Here is a 23,061-nt window from a genome sequence, read left to right on the forward strand (position 1 = left end):
GCTCAAGAACAGTTGCGCCTTTCGCCCTGGCACAATAGGGAATTTGGCCATGTCAAAGTCACTTCCCAGCGAATACCGCGCCAAGGTTCTCAATGAGTCTTGGACGAATTTTTCCGTCCTGCGTCATGGCCGGTTTGATGGCCTGCTCGTTACCTCCAAGAATTCCGGTACGCACTGGCTGAAATACATGCTGGCAGTGGCGCTGGCGGAAACCCATGGCATTCCTCACCCGCAATACTTTTCGGAAAACGCAGTGCGCCCCTATATCGGTTGGCCGAAGGACGATGAGACCTTTCCGGAACTGCCGCGCCTGGCGTTCAGTCACACGATCCCCCACCATCTGGCCGAATGGGGCTGGGCCCGCAGTCTCGCCAGCCTGCCGCCATATGTGCTGGCTGTACGACACCCGATGGCGATCCTGGCCAGTCACCACGCCAAATGGGAATACGACATCAAGGTCGACTGGTTGACCTATCTGAAGGGCGATCCGGGCGGATCGAAGTATCGCTGCGATCTCTACTGGCTCGCGCGCTTCTGGAACCGTTGGGGTGATATTCGTGCGCGTCATGGCGACTCGATCCAGCTGATCCAGTATGAGCGGACCCAGAAAGACCCCCGCGCTGCGTTGGAAGCGGTCTCGAAGCATTGGTCTCTCGGGCTCAGTGCCGATGCCATCAATGTAGCGCTCGCGGCAGGCACGAAGGACGCCATGGCGCAGAAGATCGATCCGGATGCGGAGCCCAATGTGCTGCAGAACCGCAAGACACCGCTTACGGAACTCTTCACAGGCGAAGCACTGGATATCTACACAGATCATATCCGGACGCTGTTCCGGCATGATCTGGATTATGACCTGTTCAGCCTTCCGGCTTGAGATAGCCGCTTGAGCGTCCGTCGGCGGTGTATTTGATCCACCACGGTTCGGCTTCCGCCTGTTTCTCCAGTTCAAGGAAGACCGGGTCTTCAAGGATGGCCGCCGAATATTCGGCCGCAGCCCCTGTCAGGGGCAGGCCATAGGTGCGGAACCGCGTCACAACCGGCGTGTAGAACGCATCCGCAGCGCTCCATTTGCCGAACAGGTATGAGCCGCCATCGCCATGTTCAGTGCGCATCTGGTCCCACATGGTCTGGATGCGGGCAATGTCAGCCTCAAGACCTTCGGTCATTTCCGGCGTGGCTTCCCGGCCGCGAATATCCATCGGACAAGCCTTGCGCAGGGCGGGGAAACCCGCATGCATTTCGGAAGTCACCGCGCGGGCAATCGCCCGCTTGGCGGCATCTTCTGGCCAGACCTCTCCAGTCGGCGCCCAATCGGCGATCCATTCCGTGATCGCAAGGCTTTCCCAGACCGTGACATCATCCCAGATCAACAGTGGCACTTTTGCTGTCGGGCTGATCTCTTTCAGTTTTGCCGATGTGTCGGGAAAATCGAGCGGTACGATCACTTCTTCCACCGGCAGGCCCACGCGCCGCGCGGCAAGCAATGGCCTGATCGACCAGCTGGAATAGTTCAGATTTCCAAGGACGAGCTGTCTCATGCGCGCTTTCCTTGCCCGATCAGCCATTTCGTTTCGCGCACGTCCACGCGGTCGAACACTCCTGCCTTGTTATACGGGTTCTGCTCGGCCAATGCCTTGGCCGAAGCCAGGTCATCGGCCTCGACCAGGAAGACAGACCCGATCATCGCGCCATCCTCGGACAGCAGCGGCCCGGCCATGCGTAGCCGGTCCCCCAATCCTGCAGCCCATTCCAGATGGGCCGGCCGGGTCGCGGCGCGCAACTCGGCACCATTGGTTTCATTGTCCAGATTGTGAAAACAGAAAAGGCGCATGACGAACGACTCCGAATGAAGGCAAGATTTCCTGTTCGTATTGCACAATGCCTGCAACCTGCCCAGAGTCCGCAATAGTGGAACAAATGGGCTGAATGAATCATTGATCCTTCAGTAACAGGGAGTATGGTGGCGCCATGAACGATACAACAGACACCCGCCAACAGATCTTGGAAGCCGCGATGGAACGCATCGTTCACTACGGTTATTCCAAGACGACGATGTCGGAGATTGCCAAGGACTGCAACATGTCCGCGGGCAATATCTACCGCTTCTTCGCGTCCAAACTCGATATTGCCGAAGCCATCGGTCGCAAGTTCAATTCAGAACTCTACCAGACTTATGCCAGCATCTGTCGGAAGCCAATCACGGCGGCAGATCGTCTGCGCCAGTTTTTTGAGTTCAGCATGGTGCGTACCTATGAGGCACTGGAAGAAAAGGACAAGCTGGTCGAGCTTGCCGAGACGCTGGCAGATGAGCGGCCTCTGTTCATGAATGAACAGCTGGCCCAGGAGCGGGTCTATCTGGTTCAGATTCTCGAGAACGGCATTGAGGCCGGTGAGTTTCGTCCGCTCGACCGAAAGGAAGAGACGGCGGAAATGATTCAGGCATCGATGATGAAGTTTCGCTTTCCCCAGATGTTCTCGCACCTGACATTGCCGAAATTGAAGCGTGAACTGGCGGGTGTGATGGACCTGGTTCTGGCTGGATTGTCAGCTGGCGCGGTCGTTCCGGAGCGTCAGATAGATAAATTCTGAATAATTTCGTTTTTGTTCATTGATAAATATTCAGATGATTGCTATATGGTAGTCAACGGCAGCGATGGTCGCTGTCGGTAAATGCTGAAAGACCAAATCAATGACATTGTCCAAGACCGAAGCTCGCCAGTCCCTGGCCGCCTTGCTTGCGGCGCTTCCTATGGCCATCGCCATCCTTGCGGCGACCTATTCGCTTGCTGAATTCGCGGTTTAGAATGCGGCCTGATCAGGCCTTGGCGCCCCGGCGGCCCGTGCCATAGACGGGCGCTGATTGCGCCGCCGCTTCATCGAGCGGCCAGCGGGGTCTCGCCCCGGTGCCAAGGTCCCCGGCCTCGCCTTTGACGAGGCCCGCCGCCAGTCTTTCCGCTCCGGCCAGAGCGATCATGGCGGCATTATCCGTACAATGTCTCAGGGGCGGCGCAATCAGGCGCGCACCTGCGCCTTTGGCCACGTCGTCCAGTGCGGCACGGATGGCCTTGTTGGCCGCGACGCCGCCCGCCACGACGAACCGCTTCGTGCCATCCTCACCCGGATCAAACGCCTCAAGCGCCAGCGCGGCTTTTGTGGCGAGAATGTCGGTCACCGCCGTCTGGAAACTCGCGCAGAGATCCTTCATCCGATCCTCATTCATCTCGTCTTCGGCTGCGGCGCGTGCAACAGCCGTCTTCAGCCCTGCAAAGCTCATATCGAGACCCGGCCTGTTCAGCAGCGGGCGGGGCAGGGCAAAAGCCTCTGGATTGCCCCCCTCTGCGAGGAGCTCGACCGCAGGCCCGCCGGGAAATCCGAGCCCCAGCGTCTTGGCTGTCTTGTCGAAGGCTTCGCCCACCGCATCATCAATCGTCGAGCCGAGCCGGCGATAATTTCCGAGGCCGCGCACTTCCAGGAATTGGCAATGCCCGCCCGAAACAAGCAGCAGCAAATAGGGGAACGGGCAATCATTGCCGAGCCGAGGGCTGAGCGCGTGCCCTTCCAGATGGTTGACCGCAATGAAGGGCTTTCCGGCCGCCTGCGCGATGGCCTTTCCGGTCATCATGCCCACCAGCACGCCGCCGATCAGGCCGGGACCGGACGTGGCGGCGATCCCGTCTAGCGCTGAATAGGAAATGCCTGCTTCATGCATCGCGGCTTTCACGGTCAAATCAGCCAGTTCGGCGTGTGCGCGCGCAGCGATTTCCGGTACCACACCCAGATAGGGCGCGTGTTCTTCCAGTTGCGTGCGGATCACGTCCGAGACCAGCTCTGCCCGGCCATCGGTCAGGCGCAGCACAGCCGCGGCCGTCTCGTCACAGCTTGTCTCGATGCCCAGAACTGTCAGCGTCTTGCTCATCCGCTGCATGTAGGACCCCAGAACGGATTTGGAAAGCGCCCCCCGCAGGCCCTATAGTCGAAGGAAAAGACCGGGAGGCAGAAGTTTGGCGAAACCGTTTCGATGGAACATCGCACAGCGCGAGCAACTGGGCGGCCTGATTACAGGCGCGACCGAGACGCGCTCATTGAACGACATGTTCCTTGAATCCCTGCGATCCACGGCTGCCCGCATTCTGGCACATGCGAACCGGTCGGACCTCGCCTTTATCGGGAGGACGCCCGAAAACCTGTATGATTATCTGTCTGGCTGTTTCGAAGGGCTGCGCGACACGCCGCGGCTTCACCTCATCCAGTACTCTCTGCGCAATGCAAGCGCGGTCGATCAATTGCCGGAACCGGCATTGCAGGGTCTGTTCGAGTATCTCACCGCCGAAGGTCTCGGCCCCAAGGCGATCGCCACCGGTTCGCGCCCCATTGCCCTGGTCGACTTTGTTGCCTCCGGCCGAACGATGGAGGGCCTGATCCGCCTCATGAAACTGCAAGCCGAGCGGGAAGGACAAGACTGGACCGCCGTTCAGCGCCGCCTACGCATCATCGGGCTGCGCGTGCGCACAAAGAATTCCCCCAACACCTGGCGCTGGCAACAGCATCAGGACTGGCTGCATTTCATTCCGGATGCGATCATTCGAAATGTTTCCGCGCCTGCAGCCTTCCTCCATTATCTCGGCAATGATCAGCCCAAAGTGACCGCCAGCTTTCATCCGGGCCGCTGGGCGGAGGAGGAGGGCGCCGCCCGCCGACCGAACAGCGACCAGCAGGCTGCGCTGGGCTTTGCGGCGCAGCTCTATGATCTTGGTCGCACCCGCGAGGAACGCCAGAATCTTGCAAAGCGGATTGCGCGACACCGCAAGATGAGCCAGCGCGCCACGCGTCGCCTTGTCCTGCGATTGCGCGGGGGCTGAGCCGACAGTAGGATATGGAATGGCTGTATCTGAACCCATCATGCTTTCGCTTGAACGCTTCGGAGAGATTTGCGCTGATCCCGCGCCATTGATCTATCGGCGCCTCTTCGCACAGCATCCCGAATTTGAAGACCTGTTCGCGATGGACACGGATGGTGGCGTGCGCGGTTCCATGCTGACAACCTGCTTCGACTGCATCATCGGTCTTACCGAGGGCAGTCGATTGCCGCGCTTTGAACTTCAGTCTGCCCGCCTGTCGCACCAGGGGTATGGCGTGCCGGAATCCCAACTGGATGACATGTTCACAGCCATCCGCGACACTTGCCGGGAAGCGCTGACAGGGGAGTGGACGCCCGCCATGGAAACCGCATGGGCGGAGATGCTGGCCGAGATTGCGCGAATGGGGTTCACGCCAGCCTGACACGGGCCGAGGCTAACGCCCCTTGAATTCCGCCGGGCGCTTCTCAAGAAACGCCATCATGCCTTCACGCGCGTCTTCCGTTTTCAGCAGCGGCAGCAATTGCAGGAAGACGTGATGGACATGTTCGGTGAAAGGCTCCGACAGGCCCATCCGCATCAGGCGTTTTGAGGCCTGTACGGCCAGTGGCGCGTTCGCGGCGATCTCGGCGGCCAAGGCGCGTGCTTCGTCCATCAGCGTATCATGCGGCACCACTTTTGCGCACAATTGCTCGGCCAGGCATTCTTCGGCGGTCAGGGTGCGGCCGGTGAAGATCAGTTCGCAGGCCTTCTCCCAGCCAAGCATGCGCGGCAGGAACCAGGTGCCGCCGGATTCCGGCAGGATGCCGCGCTTGGTGAAGGCTGCCGCCATCTTGGCCTTGTCCGACATGATGCGGATGTCACAGCCGAGCGCCGTGTCCATGCCATAGCCTGCCGCGCCGCCATTGATGGCGCAGATGGTTGGCGTGTCCATATTGAACAATACGGTCGGCGGCGTGTTGCGCAGATCCAGCGTGGCGCTGGCCACAGCGCCGGATCCGATGCCTTCGCCCTTGGTGGCACTTTCCAGGTTCAAACCCGCGCAGAAGGCCCGGCCCGCCCCGGTCAGGATGACGCAACGCACATCCGTATCGGCATCTGCCTTCAGCAAGGCCTTGCACAACTCATCCAGCATCGGGCCGGAAATCGTGTTCAACCGCTCCGGCGCGTTCAGGGTGATGGTCGCGACATGGTCTGCGACCTCATAGAGAATTTCGGCAGTCTTGGTTTCTGTGTCCGGCATGGCGTGTCTCCCTCTTGTTTTGAGGCGAGCGTAGCGTGGAGGGGCAGGTCGGCCTAGGCTGCCCTCGCGGCAGTTTTCCAGCAGGCTGCCGTGAAGACAATTTCGTCGCCATCAGCAAACTCCATGAAGGCGGCGCGCACCACGTCGATGACTCTCTCCCGGGTCGCCTCATCCACGCCTTGGGCGATGGCATAGCCGACGGGGCCCATCAGCGAGACATAAAGGTCCATGGCCGAGAGGGGAAAGCGGCATTCCACGTCCAGTTTCTCACTCACCACGTCCTGCCATCCGGACTCGGACAGGATATGCTCCACGCGCGCGGCGTCTGCGAAGCCAAACTGGCAACGGGCATTCGGCTCCCGCTCGGGCAGACCGGGCAGCAGGGGGCGGGCGCCAGCCTCAGCCGCCGTCATGAACGGGTTCTCCGCCGGGTCACGCCAGCTGAACATGAGCAGCTGTGTGCCCGGCTGCGCGGCGCGGTTCAGATTGCGGAAGGCGGCAACCGGATCCTCGAAGAACATCACCCCGAACCGGGACGTGATCATGTCGAATGTGCTCGACGGGAAATCGTGCATCTGCGCATCGGCGACCAGGAACTCCGCGTGTGATCCGGACTCGGCGGCGCGCTTGCGAGCATGGGCAATCATGGTCTCGGAAATGTCGAGGCCAAGACAGTCCGCATCCGGCCCCAGCGCTTCCGCCATGGCGAGCGTTGTCGCGCCGGTGCCACAGCCGATATCAAGGACAGAATTTGCGTTGGCCGTCGTCACCGTCTCGACGAGGATGTCCGCGAAGGTTTGGAAGGCCGTATCCAGCAGCGTCTGCGCGCGCACCCAGGCCTTTCCGCCCGCGCCATTCCACATCTCTTCCTGATCCTTGTTTGCCATTCTCATCGTACCGCGCTCCTTGTCATTGCGATCTTGTGGAGGCATCCTGCCACCTCAAGTCGACTTGAGGTCAAGAGCCTATCATGGAAATTTCCGACGTTGCCAAACAATCCGGGATCCCGGCCTCCACCCTGCGCTATTATGAAGAACGCGGCCTGATCCGCTCGACGGGGCGACGCGGCCTCCGGCGCCTATTTGATGAAGACGTTCTGGAACGGCTCGGCCTGATCTCGCTCGGCCGCGCCGCAGGTTTCACGCTGGACGAGATCGCCGCCATGATGTCGGAAGAGGGGCCCCGCATCGAGCGTGCGACGCTCATGTCAAAGGCGGACGAACTGGACGAGAAGATCCGTCAGATGACGATCATGCGCGACGGCCTGCGCCACGCTGCCAATTGCCGCGCCCCCAGCCACATGGAATGCCCCAGCTTCCGCCGCATCCTCCGCGCCGCCATGACGGGGAGAATCTCAGCGAAGGGCAATCCGGTTGGGCTGGCAAACCGAAAGGGCTAATCCCCATCCATCCGCAACGCGGCCACAAACGCTTCCTGAGGAATCTCGACCTTGCCGAACTGGCGCATGCGTTTCTTGCCTGCGGCCTGCTTGTCGAGCAGTTTCCGTTTCCGGCTGGCATCGCCGCCATAGCATTTCGCGGTCACGTCTTTCCTCATGGCACTGAGGGTTTCGCGCGCGATCACCTTGCCGCCAATGGCTGCCTGAATCGGAATCTTGAACATCTGGCGGGGGATCAGGTCTTTCAGACGCTCGCACATTTGCCGGCCGCGGCTTTCGGCGCGGTCGCGGTGCACCAGCATGGCGAGCGCATCGACCGGCTCGTCATTGACCAGGATCTGCAGTTTGACGAGATTCTCGGCGCGGTGGCCGACAATCTCATAGTCAAAGCTCGCATAGCCGCGGCTGATCGATTTGAGACGATCATAGAAATCGAACACGACCTCGTTGAGCGGCAGTTCATATTTCACCATCGCCCGTCCGCCAACATAGGACAGTTCGGTCTGGATGCCGCGCCGATCCTGGCAGAGCTTCAGGATGCCGCCAAGATATTCGTCCGGCGTATAGATCGTCGCATTGATCCACGGCTCGCGGATTTCGGCAACGCGCACGACATCGGGCATGTCTGCCGGATTGTGGAGTTCGATTTCCGATCCGTCCGTCATCGTCATTTCATAGACAACGCTCGGCGCGGTCGCGATCAGGTCGAGGTCGAACTCGCGGCTGAGGCGTTCCTGAATGATTTCGAGATGCAACAGGCCGAGAAAGCCGCAGCGGAAGCCCATGCCGAGCGCGGCAGAGGTTTCCATCTCCCATGTAAAGCTTGCATCATTCAGCCGCAGCTTGCCCATCGCCGCGCGCAAATCGTCAAAGTCGCCCGCATCCATCGGAAACAGGCCGCAGAAGACGACCGGCTGAACTTCCTTATAGCCGGGCAGGGCCTTGTCACAGGGTCGCTTGTCTTCCGTGATCGTATCACCCACGGCCGTTTCGCCGACTTCCTTGATCGAAGCCACGAAGTAGCCGACTTCGCCCGGCCCAAGCGCCTCAACGTCGGTGAGTTTCGGATTGAACGTGCCGACCTTGTCAATTTCATAGACGCCGCCGGTGCGCATCATCTTGATCTTCTGCTTCTTCTTCAGCACGCCATCATGAATGCGCACGATGACGACCACGCCGAGATAGGGGTCGTAATAGGCGTCCACCAGGGCAGCCTTCAGCGGCGCGTCGACTTCGCCGGTCTTTGGCGCAGGCAGGCGCTGGACAATGGCTTCCAGCGTTTCAGAAATGCCGAGACCGGTCTTGGCCGACGTCTCGATGGCGTCAGAGGCATCAAGTCCGATCACGTCCTCGATCTGGGCTTTCACGCGCTCGACGTCAGCAGCTGGCAGATCGACCTTGTTCAGAACCGGCACGATCTCATGGTTCTGGTCGATGGCCTGATAGACGTTTGCCAGCGTCTGCGCCTCGACGCCTTGGGAGGCGTCCACGACCAGTAGCGAGCCTTCACAGGCGGCGAGGCAGCGGCTGACTTCATAGGCAAAGTCGACATGGCCCGGCGTGTCCATCAGGTTCAGGACATAGGTCTCGCCATCCTGTGCCTCATAGGTCAGGCGTACGGTCTGGGCCTTGATGGTGATGCCGCGCTCTTTCTCGATATCCATCGAGTCGAGCACCTGCTCCTTCATTTCGCGTTCGGTCAGGCCGCCGCAATGCTGGATCAGGCGATCCGCCAGCGTCGACTTGCCGTGGTCGATATGGGCGATGATGGAAAAATTGCGGATTTTGTCACGTGAGATCATGGCCGGGATATAACCGCGCTTTGGCCTCGCGGGAAGCGTTCTCGTTCAGGCGGGGGCCGGTTCTGGCGCCCTGAGGTGCAGAATGTCGCGGATTTCCATTAAAATCAGGAAACTCCGGAACAAGTCGACGTGCCTTCCATTGATTCTGCGTCACACAAACACGCACTCAGGAAGGATTTTCCCATGAGCATCCAGACGCTCGAAGACCTCTATATTGACCAGCTGCAAGACCTCTACAGCGCCAATCGCCAATCCCTCAAGGTGACTGAGAAGCTCGCTGGAAAGGCCCATAATCCGAAGCTGCAGGACGCGCTGAAACGCGGCGTCAGCGGCATCGAGGACGGGATCAACGCCGTCGAAGGCCTGATCCGCAAGCACAAGGCCGACCCGCGCGGCGAATTCTGTCAGGGCATGGAAGGCCTCGTCAAAGAAGCGAAAGCCCACGCCATCGACGCCGAGATCGAGGACGAGGATGTCCGCGATGCCTCTATCATTTCGCAATATCAGCGCATGACCCATTACGCCCTTGCTGGCTATGGCACCGTCTTGGCCTTTGCCCGTCGCCTTGGCTTCAAGGACGACGCCGAACAGCTCCAGACCTGTCTCGACAACACCTATTCCGGTGACCGCGAGATGTCGCAGCTGGCTGAAGGCGAAGTGAACCGCGAAGCGGCCTGATTCCACCCCCCCAAGGCGGGCTGGCTGAACAGTAACTCCGGCTGGCCTCCACGGGGTGGGAGCCCGGTCTGGCACTGCCAGGCCGGGTTTGCCGTGCGCGCTATCCCCCCGCGCCGGGTACGGTGATGTGCGCCGGGGCGCCAAAGCCGAAATCGAGCCCCAGGAAGATCCAGCCCATCATCAGCGCGACGCCCGTGATCAGCATCCAGACCGAATACGGGATCATCATCGCCGTCAGGCTGCCAAGCCCGAAATCAGTTTGCCAGCGACGCGCGAAGACCAGGATCAGCGGGAAGTACACCATCAGCGGCGTGATGATGTTGGTCGCGCCATCGCCGACGCGATAGGCGGCGGTCGCGCCTTCCGGGCTGATCCCCAACAGCATCAGCATCGGCACAAGCACCGGCGCCAGCAATGCCCATTTTGCGCTGGCCGAGCCGACGAAAAGATTCAGCAGCGCTGAGAACAGGACAATCAGGCCCAGCACGATCGGCAGCGGCAATCCGCTATTCTGGATTGCGTCCGCGCCATGCACCGCCGAGATCAGGCCGAGATTGGACCAGCCGAACATCGCCACGAAATGGGCCGCCGCAAAGGCCAGCACCAGATAATAGCCCATGTCCTTCATCGCCTCGGCCATCATGTTTACCAGGTCGCGGTGATTGTTGATCGTGTTGGCGGCTGCGCCATAGGCCCAGCCCGCAGCAAGGAACAGAACCAGGAAGCCCGCGACGAGCGAGCGGAAGAACGGCCCGGCCTTCTGGTACCACGGATTGCCTTCTGTGCCCGGCCCATCGGCCAGCAGGGGCGTGCCTGGTCCGAACGTCATGAACGCCCACAAGGCGCACACGCCCAGCAGGGCGAGCCCCGCCATGCGCAGGCCCTTCTGCTGCTCGGCGGTCAGGGGCTCGTCTTCATCGCCAGCCTGTACGGCTGATTCCGGGCTGGGGACCCATTTGCCGAGGCGCGGCTCGATGATCTTGTCGGTCACGAACCAGATCACGGGCAGGTAGATGAACAGCAACGCCGCAATGAAGTACGCATTGCCGGCAATGTTCATCGTCCAGCCCGCATCGATATTGCTCGCGCCATAGGCGGCCTCGGTGATGCCGAACAGCAGCGCGTCCAGCTGGCCCGGCGAGATATTGGCGGAAAACCCGCCCGACACGCCCGCAAAGGCCGCGGCAATCCCGGCCAGCGGGTGGCGCCCGGCCGAGGCAAACAATATGCCCGCCAGCGGGATCATCACCACATAGCCCGCATCGGCGGCATGGTTCGACAGCATCGCCACCAGCGCGACCAGCGGCGTCAGCAGGAATTTCGGCGCATTGCGCACCGCCGCCCGGATCGCGCTCGAAAACAGCCCTGAGCGCTCTGCCACGCCCGCGCCCAGCATCACGACCAGCACATAGCCGAGCGGATGGAAGTGCGTGAACGTCTTCGGCATATCCACCCAGAGGCGCTGTATGTTCTCGGCCGAGAACAGGCTCGCCGACTCAATGACCAGCGGCGTGCCCCCGTCTGTCACCTGCGTCGGGTGCGGCGCGCTGAAACTGGCCCAGGCCGCAATCTGTGAAATCGCCATCAGGGCGATGATCAGATAGAAGAACAGGAAGACCGGATCGGGCAGGCGGTTGCCCGTCTTCTCCACCCATCCCAGGAATCCCTTATTGGTCGCTGCCTCGGCCATGCCCATTTCCCCTGTCAAAACCAGATCAAGCGGGACACCTTATTGCCAATTGCCGCGCTGGCAATATTCCGCCCCATATCCGCCGCAGCCCGCGCACTGGTGACCCCCCGCCAAATGCGCTAATCAGGGGCCATCGTTACAAGACCGGTCCCGCCCATGCCCGATACACAACACGCCGCGCCCAAACAGGGCATTACCGACGAAGGCTACCTCACCGACAGCTGGTATCTGGCCGCGCCGTCCACCGACCTCGTCGCCGGCAAGCAGCACCGCATCATGGTGCTGGGCGAACCCGTCGTCGTCGGCCGCACGCCCAAGGGCGAACCCTTCGCCCTGCGCGACATCTGTCCCCATCGCCTCGTCCCGCTGTCTGCGGGCCAGCAGCTGGAAACCGATGGCGAGTGGACACTGCAATGCCCCTATCATGGCTGGCGCTTCGGCACCGATGGCGGCTGCAAGCTGATGCCATCCCTCACCGACGACAGCCCTTATGACCCGTCCAAGGTGAAAGTGCGCCGCTATCCGGTGCATGAGGCCAATGGCGCGGTCTATCTCTATGTCGCCCACAATCCCCGTGAGCTTGCGCCCCCTGCCGTGCCGCCGCCGGAATTCGGCCCGCTGCCGGACAAGCCCGGCTTTGTCATCCATGACGTGTTCAACGCCCATATGGATGATGCCGTGGTCGGCCTGATGGACCCGGCCCATGTGCCCTTCGTGCACAATCAATGGTGGTGGCGTCCGCCTTCTGTGGGTCTGAAGCTGAAAGAAAAGCCCTTCATCCCGACCGAGCGCGGCTGGGCAATTGACCGCCACGCGCCCAGTTCGAACTCGAAACTCTATCGCTGGGTGTTCGGGGATGATGTGGAAACCGAGATCCGGTTCCAGCTGCCCGGCTATCGCTGGGAAATCATCTCGAATGACACCGCTCGCCTGCTGACGCTCACCTGCCTGACGCCTGAGGCCCCGAAACGTACACGGATCACCCAGTTCACCTGGTGGACCGGCGCGCCGCTGCTCCACCTCGCCGTACCCATCGCCAAGCCTATGGCCCGCAAATTCCTCCGCCAGGATGGCGACATGGTGGATTTGCAGAACCAGGGCATGGCCCACCAGAAAGCCATGATGTGGATCGACGACATCGACATCCAGGCCAAATGGTATCAGCGCCTGAAACGTGAGTGGACGGAGTGCCGCTCAGAAGGCCGCGAGTTTGCGAACCCGATTGAGGCTAGGGTGCTTAGGTGGATGAGTTAGGGGGTAGTGTGATGATTGGGAAGATAGGCTGTGTTTCTGCTACGTTGGTGGGTATCGCGCTGTCAGCGACTGCCCAATCCATTCAGTTTGAACGAATAAGCAATGATCGGTTATTGGTTCCCTCCCCAGTTGATGAAAAAATCGAAGTGGTGGATGGAGACACCTTATGGATCGGAATTCATCAGATCCGATTGTATGGAATCGATGCTCTCGAATCGAAACAAGGCTGTGAGATAACTGGCGAATCTCGAACGTATTGCGCATCTGGTGCTTCAGAATTTCTCCGGACGTTCACGGAGAACAAAGATTTCAGATGTGAGATCTATGTTCGAGATGGGGAGAACAAGCCTTGGGTCCGATACGGACGATATGTTGCTTCCTGCTATGTCGGTGACATGGATGTAAATATGCAGATAGTGCGGAATGGTTGGGCATATGCGGACCGATATCATGGCAAGCTTTTTGTCGAGGCTGAACAAACTGCCAGACGCGAAGGCAAAGGGATTTTCGCTACAAAGCATCAAACACCGTGGGATTGGCGTAAGAGTCAAAGGGATGATGGGTGTACCTGCGAATAACAATGAATAGCTGACGAAACTGTAGGTCGGGCTGGCTAAGCGTAACCCGCCGTCCGATCTCGCAGCATGGCGGGTCATGACCCGCCCTACGCTGTTTCCCTCCTCCTGGCGTCACCCCCGACGCGCAGCGTCTGGGGGCCCATCGCTGAACGGGGCAACCGGGTGCGTCCGGTGCGGGGGCGTGCGGGTATCCCCACACGGCACGTGACGTACTCTGCAAGATCGTTCAGAGATGGGTTCCCAGATGGCCTGCGGCCATCGGGAATGACGCAATTTTTGTTCTTGTGTAGGAAGGTTGGGGAAGGAGTGCTGAGCATGGCCAATGAGGACCGCATAATTGCCGTCTACATGATGGCCAATCGCAAGCAGGGCGCGCTCTATGCCGGGGTCACGTCCCACCTTGTCCAGCGCGTCTGGCAACACCGTGAAGGCATTTTCGGAGGATTCACGCAGAAACATGGCTGCAAGACGCTCGTCTGGTATGAGCTGCATGACGAGATCAGCACAGCGATTGCGCGTGAGAAATCCCTCAAATCCTATCGGCGGAAGAACAAGATCAATCTGATCACGGAGCGCAATCCCCATTGGAAGGATTTGTGGTTCGAGATTACGGGGTAGGGCCTTTCCGCCCCCGCTTCTCCGGCGCATGCCGGAGTCTCGTCCGGCTGGCTCCACTCCCTGGCAGCAGGAGACCCCGGCATGCGCCGGGGATACGGTTTGTGGGATAGAGACCACTCCTCCCCCCGATGACCCCTGCGCAGGCAGGGGTCCATCTCGGGACTTCTACCCATGCACATGAGGCAGCTTCAGGAGATGGATACCTGCCTGCGCAGGTATCTTCGGGGTGAGGGTTTGGTCTCCAATCCGTCTGAGAACTCCCTGCCCCATACTAAGCATCTGCCCTCACAGGAGCCGGATCAGGTACCGTTCTGGTTGTGGGGGCAGGGACAGGATGGTGCGGGTTGGGGCGACGGTCCGATGCGCGCCTAGGCAGGTCAGGCCAGGGTGAGCCGAGGAAGCTCGGTCGGGAATCCGCCTCGTCCGGTCGCACGGGAGAAATCCCCGGATGAGCCATGCGTGTGAAAGCACGGTGGAATCGTTCGCGCGGCGCCGGTAACGAAGACCCGGGACCATGGGCCCCCATGCGGGTGCTCGCCGAAACTCCTGTCCGGCGCGGCGGGCGGTAACGCTCCATTCCGTAGCCATTCCAAATCATCAGGCGGAGCGCCACGGCGCCCGCCGCGCCTCGGCTTCGCCAGATGGAGCTGGAACACGAGATACCCGGATGGCGCGCGCCAGTCCGGCTTTGGGTGCTGCCTGTCAGCGTATGACGGCCGCCGGGCTGGACGTATCAGGCCGCCGACCGGCGCGGAAGGGGCGGGGGGGAGGGCCCTTCCGTGCCAGCGGCGGCCTCGTCACACCAGCGATCATCGCCGGTGACGTTACAAAGCGCGGTGTATAATTGCGCGCGCAGCTCGGCCCGCCGGGCCTCCAGCGCGCGGCGATCCTGCGGGGTCACATCCTCAATGCTGGTCTCGGCCTCGGCCAGCACCTGCGTGATCTCCTCGAACGCTTCTGCCCGATGCGCGAAAACCGGATCAATGGATGCCAGTTCGAAGATTTCCGGCACGGCGGTCGGGAATTCGCCCGCCAGGCCTGCAAAGGAATGAGCCATGTGAGTGTCCCCAAGTTATGCCCAAAATCCAAACGATTGTATTTTGTGTAGCATCTCTGGGTTGAAATGTCTTCCCTTATTTCAGATATTTGTGCAGGGCGCTCTGCGCGCCCTACAACTCGCCTTCGGACTTGCCCGATTGCTTCCACAACCAAGCTGTCAGGCCCGCGCCGATCAGCAACAGGCTGGCAAACCCGACCAGGGCGGCAATCGCCAATGCATCTACACTCAGATTACCCATGCCCGGTCCTCCTGACGGCTTTTCAGGCCGGGGCGTTCAGGATGGCGCTGATCTCGTCTTTCAGGGCCATCCGGTGCTTGCGCAGCTGCGTCTGGAAGACATCGCTGGCGGGCTCGACATTTGTCTCGATACGGTGAATCTGGCGGTTCACTGCGTGATATTCGTCGGCCAGCCGGGCAAAATGGCCATCCGTTTCCTTCAGCACATGAATGCGGTCTGTCGCGTCCGGGAATTCTTCGGCGAGTTCGTGCGGTGTGTGGGACATATTGGGTCGCTCCCTGATAAGATGTGTCTGGCACTATCAGGTCATGAGGCGCGGCCACGCGGAATCGGGGAAACTACGTATCCTTGCGGGCAGGGGCCTATTTCTCGCCGAACAGGCCGGATTGCTGACCGCCCGGATTCGGCAGGCCGAGGCGTTCATAGGCCAGCGGCGCTGCGACCCGGCCGCGCGGCGTGCGCGCGACATAGCCCTTTTGCATCAGGTAAGGCTCGATCACGTCCTCCACCGCGTCCCGCGCTTCCGACAGGGCCGCCGCCAGCGTCTCCACGCCGACCGGCCCCCCGGCATAGGTTTTTACCAGCGCATGAAGGTAGCGCCGGTCCAGCGCATCAAGGCCGTCTGAATCGATTTCCAGTCGTTTCAGCGCGCTTCTGGCGGAATCCTGAGTGATCGTGCCGCCATCTGCCTCGGCAAAGTCGCGCACGCGGCGCAACAGGCGCAGCGCGATGCGCGGCGTACCGCGCGCGCGACTGGCGATCTCGATGGCGCCATCTTCCGTGATCGGCGCAGTCAGCTTGCGGGCCGCCGCCATGACGATCCGGGCCAGCTCTTCCGGCTCATAGAATTCAAGGCGCAGCGGTATGCCGAACCGGTCGCGCAGCGGCGTGGCGAGCAGGCCGGCCCGTGTGGTGGCGCCGACCAGGGTAAAGGGGGAAAGATCCAGCCGCACAGACCGCGCCGACGGGCCTTCGCCAATAACGATATCGAGGGCGTAATCCTCCATCGCCGGATAGAGGATTTCCTCCACGACCGGAGGCAGGCGGTGGATTTCGTCAATGAACAGGACGTCATTGGGTTCGAGATTGGTCAGGATCGCCGCGAGGTCACCGGCCTTGGCAATAACCGGGCCGGAGGTCGCGCGGAAGCCGACGCCCATTTCGCGGGCGAGAATTTGCGCCAGCGTCGTCTTGCCAAGCCCCGGCGGGCCGAACAGCAGGACATGGTCCAGCGCCTCTTCGCGCTTGCGGGCCGCGTCGACATAGACTTTGAGGTTCGATTTTGCCTTGCGCTGGCCGACATAATCCTCAAACGCCTGCGGCCGCAGCGCGCGGTCCAGCGCATCGCCGCCCTGGGCATTGGGGTCTGAGAGTTCGCCCTCGCGGCTCATCGCGCCAGTTCCTTCAGCGACGCCTTGATCAGAGTACTGACATCGCTATCGCCGGCATCTTTCGCAGCGCTGGCCACGGCGCGGGCGGCATCTGATTGGGCATAGCCGAGGTTTGCAAGCGCCGAGATCGCCTCGCTCCGCACGCCAGTCGTGGCGGCGACGGGCGCACTGGCAAGGCCTGCGACCTGGGCGGTTTCGAACTTGCCAAACCGGCCCATCGGCGGTGGCTTGCCAGCCAGTTCGCCGGTAATCCGCTCGGCCAGTTTCTTGCCAACGCCTTTTGCGCGTGTCAGCACGGACGCATCGCCGAGGGCGATCGCGTCCATCAATTCTGCCGGTGTGATTGCGTCAAGGATGGCCATTGCGGCCTTGCCGGCCACACCATGCACATCCTGAAGACGAACGAACCAGGCGCGTTCCTCGTCAGAGCCGAAGGCGTAGAGTGTGATCGCCGCTTCGCTGACCTTGGTCTCGACATGCAGGACACTGGTCTCGCCGACATGCACCCTGGACAAGAGCCGCGTGCCGGCCATGCAGACATAGCCGACGCCATTGACGTCAATCAGGATGTTGTCCGTGCCGAGCGCGGCAACGGTTCCGGTCAGCCTGCCAATGATCATGCGGCGCCTCGTTTCAATTCCAGCGGCAAATGGTGCGCGGTACAGATTGCGCAGGCGAGCGCATCAGCCGAGTCCGATTTCATGTCTCCGGCGCGGGGCAGGAGGCGTTTGACCATGAAGGCCACTTGGTCTTTGTCCGCTGTGCCCGTCCCGACAATGGCCAGCTTGATCTTGCGTGGGGCGAATTCGGCGACAGGAATACCGGCCATGGAAAGCGCCGCCATGGCCGCGCCGCGCGCTTGGCCGAGTTTCAGCGCCGAGCGGGGATTGGCATTGACCAGCGTTTCTTCAACGCCTGAGGCATGTGGTCCGTAATGCCGGGCCAGTTCTCCGACCGCCTCGAAGATGCCGCCGAGCCGTTCCGACATGGCGAGACTGGTGTCTACCGAGATCACGCCATGCGCAATATGAGCCAGCCGGGCGCCGGTCTGCTCGATGACACCCCAGCCAGTATGGCGGAGGCCGGGGTCGATGCCGAGAATGCGAATCGTGGCTGTCATGACGCCCATCCTATCAGCGGGATGGGTTAATGACACCTTGCATTTTCTCTATTTGTTCACATCGACTGCAGCAGGACCCTATTCGGTTTCCCGTGGCACCAGTACCGAGTCGATGATGTGTACGACCCCATTGCCGCCCTCGACATCAGTTTCGAGAATGCTGGCCTGATTGATCATCAGTTTGCCGCCGCCCATGTCGCGGACCGAAAGGTCGAGGCCGTTCAGACTGGCTGTTGGTACGCCTTCATCTGCGGGGGGCACATTGGAGGCGCGCACGGATCCTTCGACGATATGGTATTCTAGCACGCGGACGAGCTTGTCGGCATTGTCTGGCTTCAGATAGTCTTCCAGCTGGCCAGTGGGCAGGGCATCGAATGCCTCATTGGTCGGCGCGAAGATGGTGTATGGGCCGCCGGTGGCGAGGGTTTCGTCAAGACTTGCGGCTTCAATGGCACCATAGAGTGTCGACAGGCGCGGATCAGCGGCGATCGTGTCCAACACGTTCGGGCCGGAGGTGACCATCTGGTCGCGATCCATTGTGTCGGCATAGATTTCCTCTTCGCCCGCATCCGGGGAAGGGGTAATGTCGACATCATCCGCATAGGGCTGGACAGGGTCTTGCGGTAGTGTGCGCGTGTCTGAAGACTCGCCGGAACAGGCAGCCAGGAATAGTGCGGACGCAACGGGAATGAGTAAGTGGCGTTTCATGAGCGGGGATCCTTTCCTCCGGCAGGCAATGATCAGGTAACGCGCGCCTTCGGGTTTGGTTCAGCGGCATCGAGCAAAATTTATCTCTCAATGGGCGCTATCTGTGGCGGGACGAGGGCGACCCATTGTCCAATTCACGACGCCGCGTACGGAGGGGTTCGGCGCGCACCAGATTTCGCCGGTCGCGGTGATTACCGTGACCCATATGAGGTTGTGCTCCTGGCCGTAGTCAATAACGCCAATGGCGAAGCCGTCGCCCCGGTCCGTGACGGTCAGCGGGATAGGTGGATTGAGCTGGGTGAACATGTCCTGTGGCTTTCTGTGGGAGAGAGCCGGTAGAACGCCGGAAATTTGAGAAGGTTGCGCGCGTATCTGCTGCGAAAACAAATTCACGTCTGCTGTGCCATGTGTGGTGCATCGCTTTTTGCAATTATTCCGTTTCGAAACAATGTCTGCAAGTGGGCGATGACCTCCGCTTGCGGAGGGGCATCGGCGCTTTGCGTTCCAGCGATGATGTCAGGGATTGAAAACCCCGCCGGTTCAGAGGATAGGCGACGAAGGATGGGCGCGAAGTTCGCGGGGAAGTCCAGCAGACCATTGTCGCACGGCAGGCTCACCCGACCGCCGGATGCGATGAAGCGCAGCGGCGGCATCACCACAAGAAACCTGTCCGTCGCCGACGCGGCTGGCAGGGGCAATACCGGATCGGGTTGCCATCCGGTATAGGGTCCTTGCGTCAGTGATGTCAGCCAGGGAGTGCTCATCGATTCCGGCTCGGCCAGCGTTTCACTCACCAGGGTTTGAAATTCGGCAAGGCGGTCGCGCATATAGTCTGACACCGTGTCAGGAAGGTTCCCGTGCGCGTCATCCAATGTGACGGGAGGTCCTCCGCGCCAGCTGTCGCGAGACGCCGCGAACTCCTGGAGCAGGGGGGCCAATTGGTCGAACAGGTTTCGGGGGGCAAAATAGAGGTTCAGCGCGAGCGAATACCCGACGCCGCGGGCGGCGTGCCACGCGCCGGCTGGAAGGCACAGAAGGTCGCCGGGGTTCAGCTCGACTTCCTGAAACGCCATATCGTCCGGCAGGGTCCCGACATCAATGTCGGCGGGCTCAGCGCGACCTTCGAAATAGGTCGCATTGTTATCGGGCCAGCGTTTGGCGGCCTCGGTGGAATATATCCAGCGTTTCTTTCCCGCGATCTGAAGCGTCGTGGCGACGCGCCGATCATAATGCATGGGCAATCCGGCGCCGTCTGGGGAGGCATAACAATTGACCCCAACTGTGCCGGTAAAGCTGAGTCGCGCGCGGATCGCCTGGGCCCAGCGGGCCAGGAAGGGATCGGCCATGTGAATATTGGTGATGCAGATCGTGGCGCCTGATTTCAGCAGATCGCTGGCCTCACCCAGTTGCGCTGAAAACATGGGCTTGCGGCTGCCAGCTTTTTCTCCGCCCGCGAATGAGGCGGTCAGGTTGAAGCGGGGATCTTCGATATGCTGCCCTCTTGCGAGAGCCAGCCTCAGTCTTTCCATACTGAAAATATGGTCAAATTTCCCGGCATGTCCTTTCACATGCAGGGACTGACGCGCGAAATAGCGACCCACAAAGTCTTCGCATGATACCGGGCTTAACAATTCTGCCAGTTCGCGGCCGTTCAGGGCGGCGGGCGCATCTGGGCTTGCCGGCCTGGCTGGATCGCGCAACGAGCTGAAATCTGTCATTCGGTCGGACCTCCCCGGTCTCGGGCGCTTTTTGCATTGCCCTGAGACCTAGGCAGATAATCCCAATCCGGCGATGGGACAAGCATTGCGGGGAAGAGTTGGCGTGACAGACGCCGACAGAAGATTCGAAAAATGGCAGACCGCGTCTGCGGCCTGCCATCGGATCGGCGTTGCTCGCCCGGAGTACCGGGCGGGGAGTGCATTCGCGCCGAGGCGATTATTGTTCCGGAGTTTCTTCCGGTTCTTCAACGTCCACGGTTGGAACTTCGACTTCTTCTTCGACCATCACAACTTCAGGCACGAGCACCGTTTCGGTTTCTGTGCCGACATTCACTTCGCCCGTATCGACATCATATTCGGGGATCTTGCCAGCTTCGGCGTCAATGGCGACATCCACATCCGGCAGCTTGCCGGGCTCTGTCCGGTCCACATCGATCAGCGTGGAGCCGAGCCAGACGGCCCCGACAAGGGCGACAACGGCGACGGCGATTCCAATGACTTTTCCTGTACTCATGTTCTGGGTCTTCCTTCTTGTGCTTTGTTGCGCAGTTCAGCGCGCTTGCGAACATAACGGGGCTGTAATCGAATGGTTCCGGCCAGCACTCGTTCCAGCACGGGCGTCCGGAGCGGCGGGGCCGTCCGGGTGTCTGGGCTGAATTACGGAAAAAGCCGGCTCAGGGCGGGGCGCGGGCCGGGCTGACTCGGCCGATCGGCGCATGGCCGAACTGGTCCCGAACTGGTCCATAAAGTGTCCATAAGATGTACGGAGTGGTCCGGACAAATGCGGACGGTACATCGAGGCCGCAGGGCAGGTCGCTTGCCAGCGACGGGCTCTGCCAGCGCGGCACACGCGGCGGTGTGTAGGTGTAGGCATTGTCCGGTGTCGGCGCATCGCCGATATAGCGGATGACCACATTGCCGTATTTGTCGACCGAGACGAACACGCGCCGCCCGGTACGTTTGCGCCAGGCCGTCAGCCGCGCAAGGTTCCACCACAGCCACGGCCAGCAGAAGGCCCAGACATGGGCAAAGAAGGGGCGATAGGCCGGGTCCATACGGGGGAGTGTGGCATGGTGGGGCGGCCTGTCGGATATCTTGCCTCCGTCATCCTCCCCGATGGCGAAGCCATCCGGGGACCCCTCTCCGGAATTCGCCACCGCAGCGCGCGGCGCTTTCTGCAGCGCCTGCGCGCCTGATTGCACAGGACGCGCCCGTCGCCGCGTTCAGAGTTGGACCCCCAGACCGCTATCGCGGCCGGGGGTGACACATGAGGAGAGCGCGGGATGTATCCAGCAGGTTCGCAATCGCCGCGCTGGTCTGCCTAGCTTCGCGACGGATAAATGCCTTGCGTCACCACGCAGTGTTTCAGCGCGAGCCAGGGTGGCATATTGTTGCCGGCGGCGGAGTCGCCGAGCGGGTTTGCCGCGCCATCATGCGCAAGCGCCGGGCCGGCAATGTTAGACTCTGTGCCGCCGCGCGCGCCCTGCCGGCGGTCGGTCAGGCCGGGGCCCTGGCCTGCGCCCACCACAACGCGCCCGCGCAGATCGGGCAGGGCAAACGTCGTGCGCCCGTCGCCGCCATAGAGTGTTCCGAGCAGGGAGAAGAGGGCGGTGTTCTCATTGATCGGCAGCAGGCGGCCATCGGCTTCCAGCGTGCCCCGTGGACAGAAATTGAAGCCCACCGTCATGATCTCGCCGAGATATGCGTCCGGGCCCGCATGGGCTGCAGGCGCAGCCCCCGCCATGAGTGCGCCTGTCAGGGCTGCCGTGAGTGCAAATTTCCGAATCATTCCGTGTCCTCCCAATATGGTGGGTTCACTCTATGACGCTGTGCGGGCGTGGCAAGAAGAAGGATCGCGGGGCGATGGAGGATAGGTCAGGCGTCGTTGTCCGCATCCCCCGGCTCCACGGGACCAATACCCTTTGATAGATTGGCCTTCCGGGCGCGGAAGAAGAAGGCAATGGAGCCAGCATAAGCGGCCAGCGTCATGAGGGCGACGAGTTTCGGGATCACATGGAATGGCTCTTCGCCCACGGCGACCGCACCAAACCAGCCAAGGTCGCTGTCTGGCAGCTGGCCCCGCTCGGCCAGCAACAGGCCGAGGCGGGCAAAGTCGCTATAGGACTGGAAGATCTCGTTGCAGAAGCCGAGGGCGAACATGGAATAGATGACCAGCGCGATCCACATCATCACCCGGTCCAGCCGGTGGGCGGCGAGATAGCTGGTCACCAGCATGCCGAACACCAGCGTCATGTAATTCGCCATCGTGCCATTGCCGACCTGGATGGCCTCGTAGAAGAGATAGGTGAGTTCGTAATTCGTCATGCCGCGTCCCCCGTCGCGCTATGGGCCAGAAGGCAGCTTAGGCGGAATTTTCCCGGGCGTGAAGCGCGCGGGTCATGACCCGCCAGACGGCAAGAGCGGATGGCGGGTTACGCTCCGCTAACCCGCCCTACGGGGCGACGCTAATAATGCGGCGGGGGCCGGTCCACGGGGGCCGCGTCGCCGGGTGACCGCTCGCTGTCGGCGACGCGCTCGGCGAGGCGCGCAACCTGTCGCTCCAGCCGCTCGATCAGCTTCCATTGCGCCGTGATGGCGGCGTTGAGGTCCTCAATCGTCTGATCCTGATGAACCACACGCATTTCAAGCTCGTCGAGGCGGGATGTGTCTGTCATGTTGGGGGGGGTAGCGGCAGGGGCGGGGTGAGG

General features: G+C 61.3%; 30 protein-coding genes. 9 read left to right on the forward strand and 21 right to left on the reverse strand.

Translation table 11 applies throughout. From position 1 onward, the window contains the following. Nucleotides 1-49: 49 nt before the first annotated feature. Nucleotides 50-874 carry a sulfotransferase family protein gene (locus tag CFA77_RS01490; RefSeq protein ID WP_206991945.1) on the forward strand — a complete coding sequence of 275 codons (825 nt, stop codon included), beginning with the start codon at nucleotides 50-52 and terminating at the stop codon, nucleotides 872-874. Here CFA77_RS01490 and CFA77_RS01495 read toward each other — a convergent pair. Further along, a complete protein-coding gene (locus CFA77_RS01495) occupies nucleotides 858-1,538 on the reverse strand; it encodes a glutathione S-transferase family protein (protein WP_206991946.1) in 681 nt (226 codons plus the stop codon). The genes CFA77_RS01490 and CFA77_RS01495 overlap by 17 nt on opposite strands. Beyond that, a complete protein-coding gene (locus CFA77_RS01500; protein WP_206991947.1) occupies nucleotides 1,535-1,831 on the reverse strand; it encodes a YciI family protein in 297 nt (98 codons plus the stop codon). The genes CFA77_RS01495 and CFA77_RS01500 overlap by 4 nt, the downstream gene beginning before the upstream one ends. 137 nt (nucleotides 1,832-1,968) lie before the next feature. Here CFA77_RS01500 and CFA77_RS01505 point away from each other — a divergent pair, with 137 nt between their 5' ends. Next, entirely contained in the window at nucleotides 1,969-2,589 is a 621-nt protein-coding gene (locus CFA77_RS01505; RefSeq protein ID WP_206991948.1) for a TetR/AcrR family transcriptional regulator, read from the forward strand. A gap of 226 nt (nucleotides 2,590-2,815) precedes the next feature. Here the strand turns inward: CFA77_RS01505 and tsaD are convergent, their stop codons facing one another. After that, a complete protein-coding gene (gene tsaD / locus CFA77_RS01510) occupies nucleotides 2,816-3,925 on the reverse strand; it encodes a tRNA (adenosine(37)-N6)-threonylcarbamoyltransferase complex transferase subunit TsaD (protein ID WP_206991949.1) in 1,110 nt (369 codons plus the stop codon). A 76-nt stretch (nucleotides 3,926-4,001) separates the two neighbouring features. Between tsaD and CFA77_RS01515 the strand changes: the two genes are divergently transcribed. Both CFA77_RS01515 and CFA77_RS01520 read left to right on the forward strand, forming a co-directional pair. Continuing rightward, complete coding sequence (locus CFA77_RS01515) at nucleotides 4,002-4,859, forward strand: hypothetical protein (protein WP_206991950.1); 858 nt, start codon at nucleotides 4,002-4,004, stop codon at nucleotides 4,857-4,859. 19 nt (nucleotides 4,860-4,878) lie between these two features. Beyond that, nucleotides 4,879-5,280 carry a globin gene (locus tag CFA77_RS01520; protein WP_206991951.1) on the forward strand — a complete coding sequence of 134 codons (402 nt, stop codon included), beginning with the start codon at nucleotides 4,879-4,881 and terminating at the stop codon, nucleotides 5,278-5,280. A 12-nt stretch (nucleotides 5,281-5,292) separates the two neighbouring features. Here CFA77_RS01520 and CFA77_RS01525 read toward each other — a convergent pair whose 3' ends face one another. Both CFA77_RS01525 and CFA77_RS01530 read right to left on the reverse strand, forming a co-directional pair. Continuing rightward, nucleotides 5,293-6,099: an enoyl-CoA hydratase/isomerase family protein gene (locus CFA77_RS01525; RefSeq protein WP_206991952.1), complete on the reverse strand. Its 807-nt coding sequence runs from the start codon at nucleotides 6,097-6,099 to the stop codon at nucleotides 5,293-5,295. Nucleotides 6,100-6,152: 53 nt separating this feature from the next. Then, nucleotides 6,153-7,031: a class I SAM-dependent methyltransferase gene (locus CFA77_RS01530; protein WP_206991953.1), complete on the reverse strand. Its 879-nt coding sequence runs from the start codon at nucleotides 7,029-7,031 to the stop codon at nucleotides 6,153-6,155. 38 nt (nucleotides 7,032-7,069) lie between these two features. Here CFA77_RS01530 and CFA77_RS01535 point away from each other — a divergent pair, with 38 nt between their 5' ends. Continuing rightward, nucleotides 7,070-7,498, forward strand: coding sequence for a helix-turn-helix domain-containing protein (locus CFA77_RS01535; RefSeq protein WP_206991954.1), 429 nt, complete (start codon nucleotides 7,070-7,072; stop codon nucleotides 7,496-7,498). Here CFA77_RS01535 and lepA read toward each other — a convergent pair. Continuing rightward, a complete protein-coding gene (gene lepA, locus CFA77_RS01540; protein ID WP_034817695.1) occupies nucleotides 7,495-9,300 on the reverse strand; it encodes a translation elongation factor 4 in 1,806 nt (601 codons plus the stop codon). The two genes, CFA77_RS01535 and lepA, sit on opposite strands and share 4 nt — an antisense overlap. A 183-nt stretch (nucleotides 9,301-9,483) precedes the next feature. Between lepA and CFA77_RS01545 the strand changes: the two genes are divergently transcribed. Further along, nucleotides 9,484-9,978, forward strand: coding sequence for a ferritin-like domain-containing protein (locus tag CFA77_RS01545; RefSeq protein WP_206991955.1), 495 nt, complete (start codon nucleotides 9,484-9,486; stop codon nucleotides 9,976-9,978). A gap of 100 nt (nucleotides 9,979-10,078) precedes the next feature. Here the strand turns inward: CFA77_RS01545 and CFA77_RS01550 are convergent, their stop codons facing one another. Then, nucleotides 10,079-11,674: an AbgT family transporter gene (locus CFA77_RS01550; protein ID WP_206991956.1), complete on the reverse strand. Its 1,596-nt coding sequence runs from the start codon at nucleotides 11,672-11,674 to the stop codon at nucleotides 10,079-10,081. A gap of 150 nt (nucleotides 11,675-11,824) precedes the next feature. On the opposite strand from CFA77_RS01550, the gene CFA77_RS01555 reads away from it, so the two are divergent. From CFA77_RS01555 to CFA77_RS01565, 3 genes are all read left to right on the forward strand, one after another. Then, nucleotides 11,825-12,922, forward strand: coding sequence for an aromatic ring-hydroxylating dioxygenase subunit alpha (locus tag CFA77_RS01555; protein WP_206991957.1), 1,098 nt, complete (start codon nucleotides 11,825-11,827; stop codon nucleotides 12,920-12,922). 11 nt (nucleotides 12,923-12,933) lie between these two features. Then, on the forward strand, nucleotides 12,934-13,500 hold the full coding sequence (locus CFA77_RS17255) for a thermonuclease family protein (RefSeq protein WP_206991958.1): 567 nt from the start codon (nucleotides 12,934-12,936) through the stop codon (nucleotides 13,498-13,500). A gap of 315 nt (nucleotides 13,501-13,815) precedes the next feature. Continuing rightward, entirely contained in the window at nucleotides 13,816-14,118 is a 303-nt protein-coding gene (locus CFA77_RS01565) for a GIY-YIG nuclease family protein (RefSeq protein ID WP_206991959.1), read from the forward strand. Between the two features lie 733 nt (nucleotides 14,119-14,851). Here CFA77_RS01565 and CFA77_RS01570 read toward each other — a convergent pair. The 14 genes from CFA77_RS01570 to CFA77_RS01630 all read right to left on the reverse strand — a co-directional run bounded on the left by CFA77_RS01570 (nucleotide 14,852) and on the right by CFA77_RS01630 (nucleotide 23,028). Further along, nucleotides 14,852-15,175 carry a hypothetical protein gene (locus CFA77_RS01570; RefSeq protein WP_206991960.1) on the reverse strand — a complete coding sequence of 108 codons (324 nt, stop codon included), beginning with the start codon at nucleotides 15,173-15,175 and terminating at the stop codon, nucleotides 14,852-14,854. A gap of 112 nt (nucleotides 15,176-15,287) precedes the next feature. Further along, complete coding sequence (locus tag CFA77_RS17180) at nucleotides 15,288-15,416, reverse strand: hypothetical protein (RefSeq protein ID WP_256434945.1); 129 nt, start codon at nucleotides 15,414-15,416, stop codon at nucleotides 15,288-15,290. Nucleotides 15,417-15,438: 22 nt separating this feature from the next. Next, nucleotides 15,439-15,681, reverse strand: a complete 243-nt coding sequence (locus CFA77_RS01575; protein WP_206991961.1) for a YdcH family protein — start codon at nucleotides 15,679-15,681, stop codon at nucleotides 15,439-15,441. Nucleotides 15,682-15,778: 97 nt separating this feature from the next. Continuing rightward, complete coding sequence (gene ruvB / locus CFA77_RS01580; protein WP_206991962.1) at nucleotides 15,779-16,807, reverse strand: Holliday junction branch migration DNA helicase RuvB; 1,029 nt, start codon at nucleotides 16,805-16,807, stop codon at nucleotides 15,779-15,781. After that, complete coding sequence (gene ruvA, locus CFA77_RS01585; RefSeq protein ID WP_371822997.1) at nucleotides 16,804-17,424, reverse strand: Holliday junction branch migration protein RuvA; 621 nt, start codon at nucleotides 17,422-17,424, stop codon at nucleotides 16,804-16,806. The genes ruvB and ruvA overlap by 4 nt, the downstream gene beginning before the upstream one ends. After that, complete coding sequence (gene ruvC / locus CFA77_RS01590; RefSeq protein ID WP_206991964.1) at nucleotides 17,424-17,927, reverse strand: crossover junction endodeoxyribonuclease RuvC; 504 nt, start codon at nucleotides 17,925-17,927, stop codon at nucleotides 17,424-17,426. Before ruvC ends, ruvA begins: the two co-directional genes overlap by 1 nt. 78 nt (nucleotides 17,928-18,005) lie before the next feature. Then, nucleotides 18,006-18,635 carry a fasciclin domain-containing protein gene (locus CFA77_RS01595; protein WP_206991965.1) on the reverse strand — a complete coding sequence of 210 codons (630 nt, stop codon included), beginning with the start codon at nucleotides 18,633-18,635 and terminating at the stop codon, nucleotides 18,006-18,008. An 87-nt stretch (nucleotides 18,636-18,722) separates the two neighbouring features. Continuing rightward, nucleotides 18,723-18,941, reverse strand: a complete 219-nt coding sequence (locus tag CFA77_RS01600) for a hypothetical protein (protein WP_206991966.1) — start codon at nucleotides 18,939-18,941, stop codon at nucleotides 18,723-18,725. 83 nt (nucleotides 18,942-19,024) lie between these two features. Beyond that, the gene (locus CFA77_RS01605) at nucleotides 19,025-20,353 is read right to left on the reverse strand and encodes a JmjC domain-containing protein (protein WP_206991967.1); all 1,329 of its coding nucleotides are present in this window, start codon (nucleotides 20,351-20,353) and stop codon (nucleotides 19,025-19,027) included. Between the two features lie 217 nt (nucleotides 20,354-20,570). Continuing rightward, nucleotides 20,571-20,867 (reverse strand): hypothetical protein, encoded by a 297-nt coding sequence (locus CFA77_RS01610; RefSeq protein WP_206991968.1) that lies wholly within the window; start codon nucleotides 20,865-20,867, stop codon nucleotides 20,571-20,573. Nucleotides 20,868-21,027: 160 nt separating this feature from the next. Further along, a complete protein-coding gene (locus CFA77_RS01615; RefSeq protein WP_206991969.1) occupies nucleotides 21,028-21,555 on the reverse strand; it encodes a hypothetical protein in 528 nt (175 codons plus the stop codon). A gap of 119 nt (nucleotides 21,556-21,674) precedes the next feature. Beyond that, nucleotides 21,675-22,142 carry a phage tail protein gene (locus CFA77_RS01620; RefSeq protein WP_206991970.1) on the reverse strand — a complete coding sequence of 156 codons (468 nt, stop codon included), beginning with the start codon at nucleotides 22,140-22,142 and terminating at the stop codon, nucleotides 21,675-21,677. Nucleotides 22,143-22,228: 86 nt separating this feature from the next. Then, nucleotides 22,229-22,678 (reverse strand): hypothetical protein, encoded by a 450-nt coding sequence (locus CFA77_RS01625; RefSeq protein ID WP_206991971.1) that lies wholly within the window; start codon nucleotides 22,676-22,678, stop codon nucleotides 22,229-22,231. A 140-nt stretch (nucleotides 22,679-22,818) separates the two neighbouring features. Then, the gene (locus CFA77_RS01630) at nucleotides 22,819-23,028 is read right to left on the reverse strand and encodes a SlyX family protein (protein WP_206991972.1); all 210 of its coding nucleotides are present in this window, start codon (nucleotides 23,026-23,028) and stop codon (nucleotides 22,819-22,821) included. Between the last annotated feature and the right edge of the window lie 33 nt (nucleotides 23,029-23,061).

This window comes from Hyphomonas sp. KY3 (genome assembly GCF_017309975.1).
Taxonomy (GTDB): Bacteria; Pseudomonadota; Alphaproteobacteria; order Caulobacterales; family Hyphomonadaceae; genus Hyphomonas.

Excerpts from the sequence above, each read along its gene's own strand:
- CFA77_RS01490 (WP_206991945.1), top strand. The coding sequence starts at position 50 with ATGTCAAAGTCACTTCCCAGCGAATACCGCGCCAAGGTTCTCAATGAG.
- CFA77_RS01495 (WP_206991946.1), bottom strand. The coding sequence starts at position 1,538 with ATGAGACAGCTCGTCCTTGGAAATCTGAACTATTCCAGCTGGTCGATC.
- CFA77_RS01500 (WP_206991947.1), bottom strand. The coding sequence starts at position 1,831 with ATGCGCCTTTTCTGTTTTCACAATCTGGACAATGAAACCAATGGTGCC.
- CFA77_RS01505 (WP_206991948.1), top strand. The coding sequence starts at position 1,969 with ATGAACGATACAACAGACACCCGCCAACAGATCTTGGAAGCCGCGATG.
- tsaD (WP_206991949.1), bottom strand. The coding sequence starts at position 3,925 with ATGCAGCGGATGAGCAAGACGCTGACAGTTCTGGGCATCGAGACAAGC.
- CFA77_RS01520 (WP_206991951.1), top strand. The coding sequence starts at position 4,879 with ATGGCTGTATCTGAACCCATCATGCTTTCGCTTGAACGCTTCGGAGAG.
- CFA77_RS01525 (WP_206991952.1), bottom strand. The coding sequence starts at position 6,099 with ATGCCGGACACAGAAACCAAGACTGCCGAAATTCTCTATGAGGTCGCA.
- CFA77_RS01530 (WP_206991953.1), bottom strand. The coding sequence starts at position 7,031 with ATGCCTCCACAAGATCGCAATGACAAGGAGCGCGGTACGATGAGAATG.
- CFA77_RS01535 (WP_206991954.1), top strand. The coding sequence starts at position 7,070 with ATGGAAATTTCCGACGTTGCCAAACAATCCGGGATCCCGGCCTCCACC.
- lepA (WP_034817695.1), bottom strand. The coding sequence starts at position 9,300 with ATGATCTCACGTGACAAAATCCGCAATTTTTCCATCATCGCCCATATC.
- CFA77_RS01545 (WP_206991955.1), top strand. The coding sequence starts at position 9,484 with ATGAGCATCCAGACGCTCGAAGACCTCTATATTGACCAGCTGCAAGAC.
- CFA77_RS01550 (WP_206991956.1), bottom strand. The coding sequence starts at position 11,674 with ATGGGCATGGCCGAGGCAGCGACCAATAAGGGATTCCTGGGATGGGTG.
- CFA77_RS01555 (WP_206991957.1), top strand. The coding sequence starts at position 11,825 with ATGCCCGATACACAACACGCCGCGCCCAAACAGGGCATTACCGACGAA.
- CFA77_RS17255 (WP_206991958.1), top strand. The coding sequence starts at position 12,934 with ATGATTGGGAAGATAGGCTGTGTTTCTGCTACGTTGGTGGGTATCGCG.
- CFA77_RS01565 (WP_206991959.1), top strand. The coding sequence starts at position 13,816 with ATGGCCAATGAGGACCGCATAATTGCCGTCTACATGATGGCCAATCGC.
- CFA77_RS01570 (WP_206991960.1), bottom strand. The coding sequence starts at position 15,175 with ATGGCTCATTCCTTTGCAGGCCTGGCGGGCGAATTCCCGACCGCCGTG.
- CFA77_RS17180 (WP_256434945.1), bottom strand. The coding sequence starts at position 15,416 with ATGGGTAATCTGAGTGTAGATGCATTGGCGATTGCCGCCCTGGTCGGG.
- CFA77_RS01575 (WP_206991961.1), bottom strand. The coding sequence starts at position 15,681 with ATGTCCCACACACCGCACGAACTCGCCGAAGAATTCCCGGACGCGACA.
- ruvB (WP_206991962.1), bottom strand. The coding sequence starts at position 16,807 with ATGAGCCGCGAGGGCGAACTCTCAGACCCCAATGCCCAGGGCGGCGAT.
- ruvC (WP_206991964.1), bottom strand. The coding sequence starts at position 17,927 with ATGACAGCCACGATTCGCATTCTCGGCATCGACCCCGGCCTCCGCCAT.
- CFA77_RS01595 (WP_206991965.1), bottom strand. The coding sequence starts at position 18,635 with ATGAAACGCCACTTACTCATTCCCGTTGCGTCCGCACTATTCCTGGCT.
- CFA77_RS01600 (WP_206991966.1), bottom strand. The coding sequence starts at position 18,941 with ATGTTCACCCAGCTCAATCCACCTATCCCGCTGACCGTCACGGACCGG.
- CFA77_RS01605 (WP_206991967.1), bottom strand. The coding sequence starts at position 20,353 with ATGACAGATTTCAGCTCGTTGCGCGATCCAGCCAGGCCGGCAAGCCCA.
- CFA77_RS01610 (WP_206991968.1), bottom strand. The coding sequence starts at position 20,867 with ATGAGTACAGGAAAAGTCATTGGAATCGCCGTCGCCGTTGTCGCCCTT.
- CFA77_RS01620 (WP_206991970.1), bottom strand. The coding sequence starts at position 22,142 with ATGATTCGGAAATTTGCACTCACGGCAGCCCTGACAGGCGCACTCATG.
- CFA77_RS01625 (WP_206991971.1), bottom strand. The coding sequence starts at position 22,678 with ATGACGAATTACGAACTCACCTATCTCTTCTACGAGGCCATCCAGGTC.
- CFA77_RS01630 (WP_206991972.1), bottom strand. The coding sequence starts at position 23,028 with ATGACAGACACATCCCGCCTCGACGAGCTTGAAATGCGTGTGGTTCAT.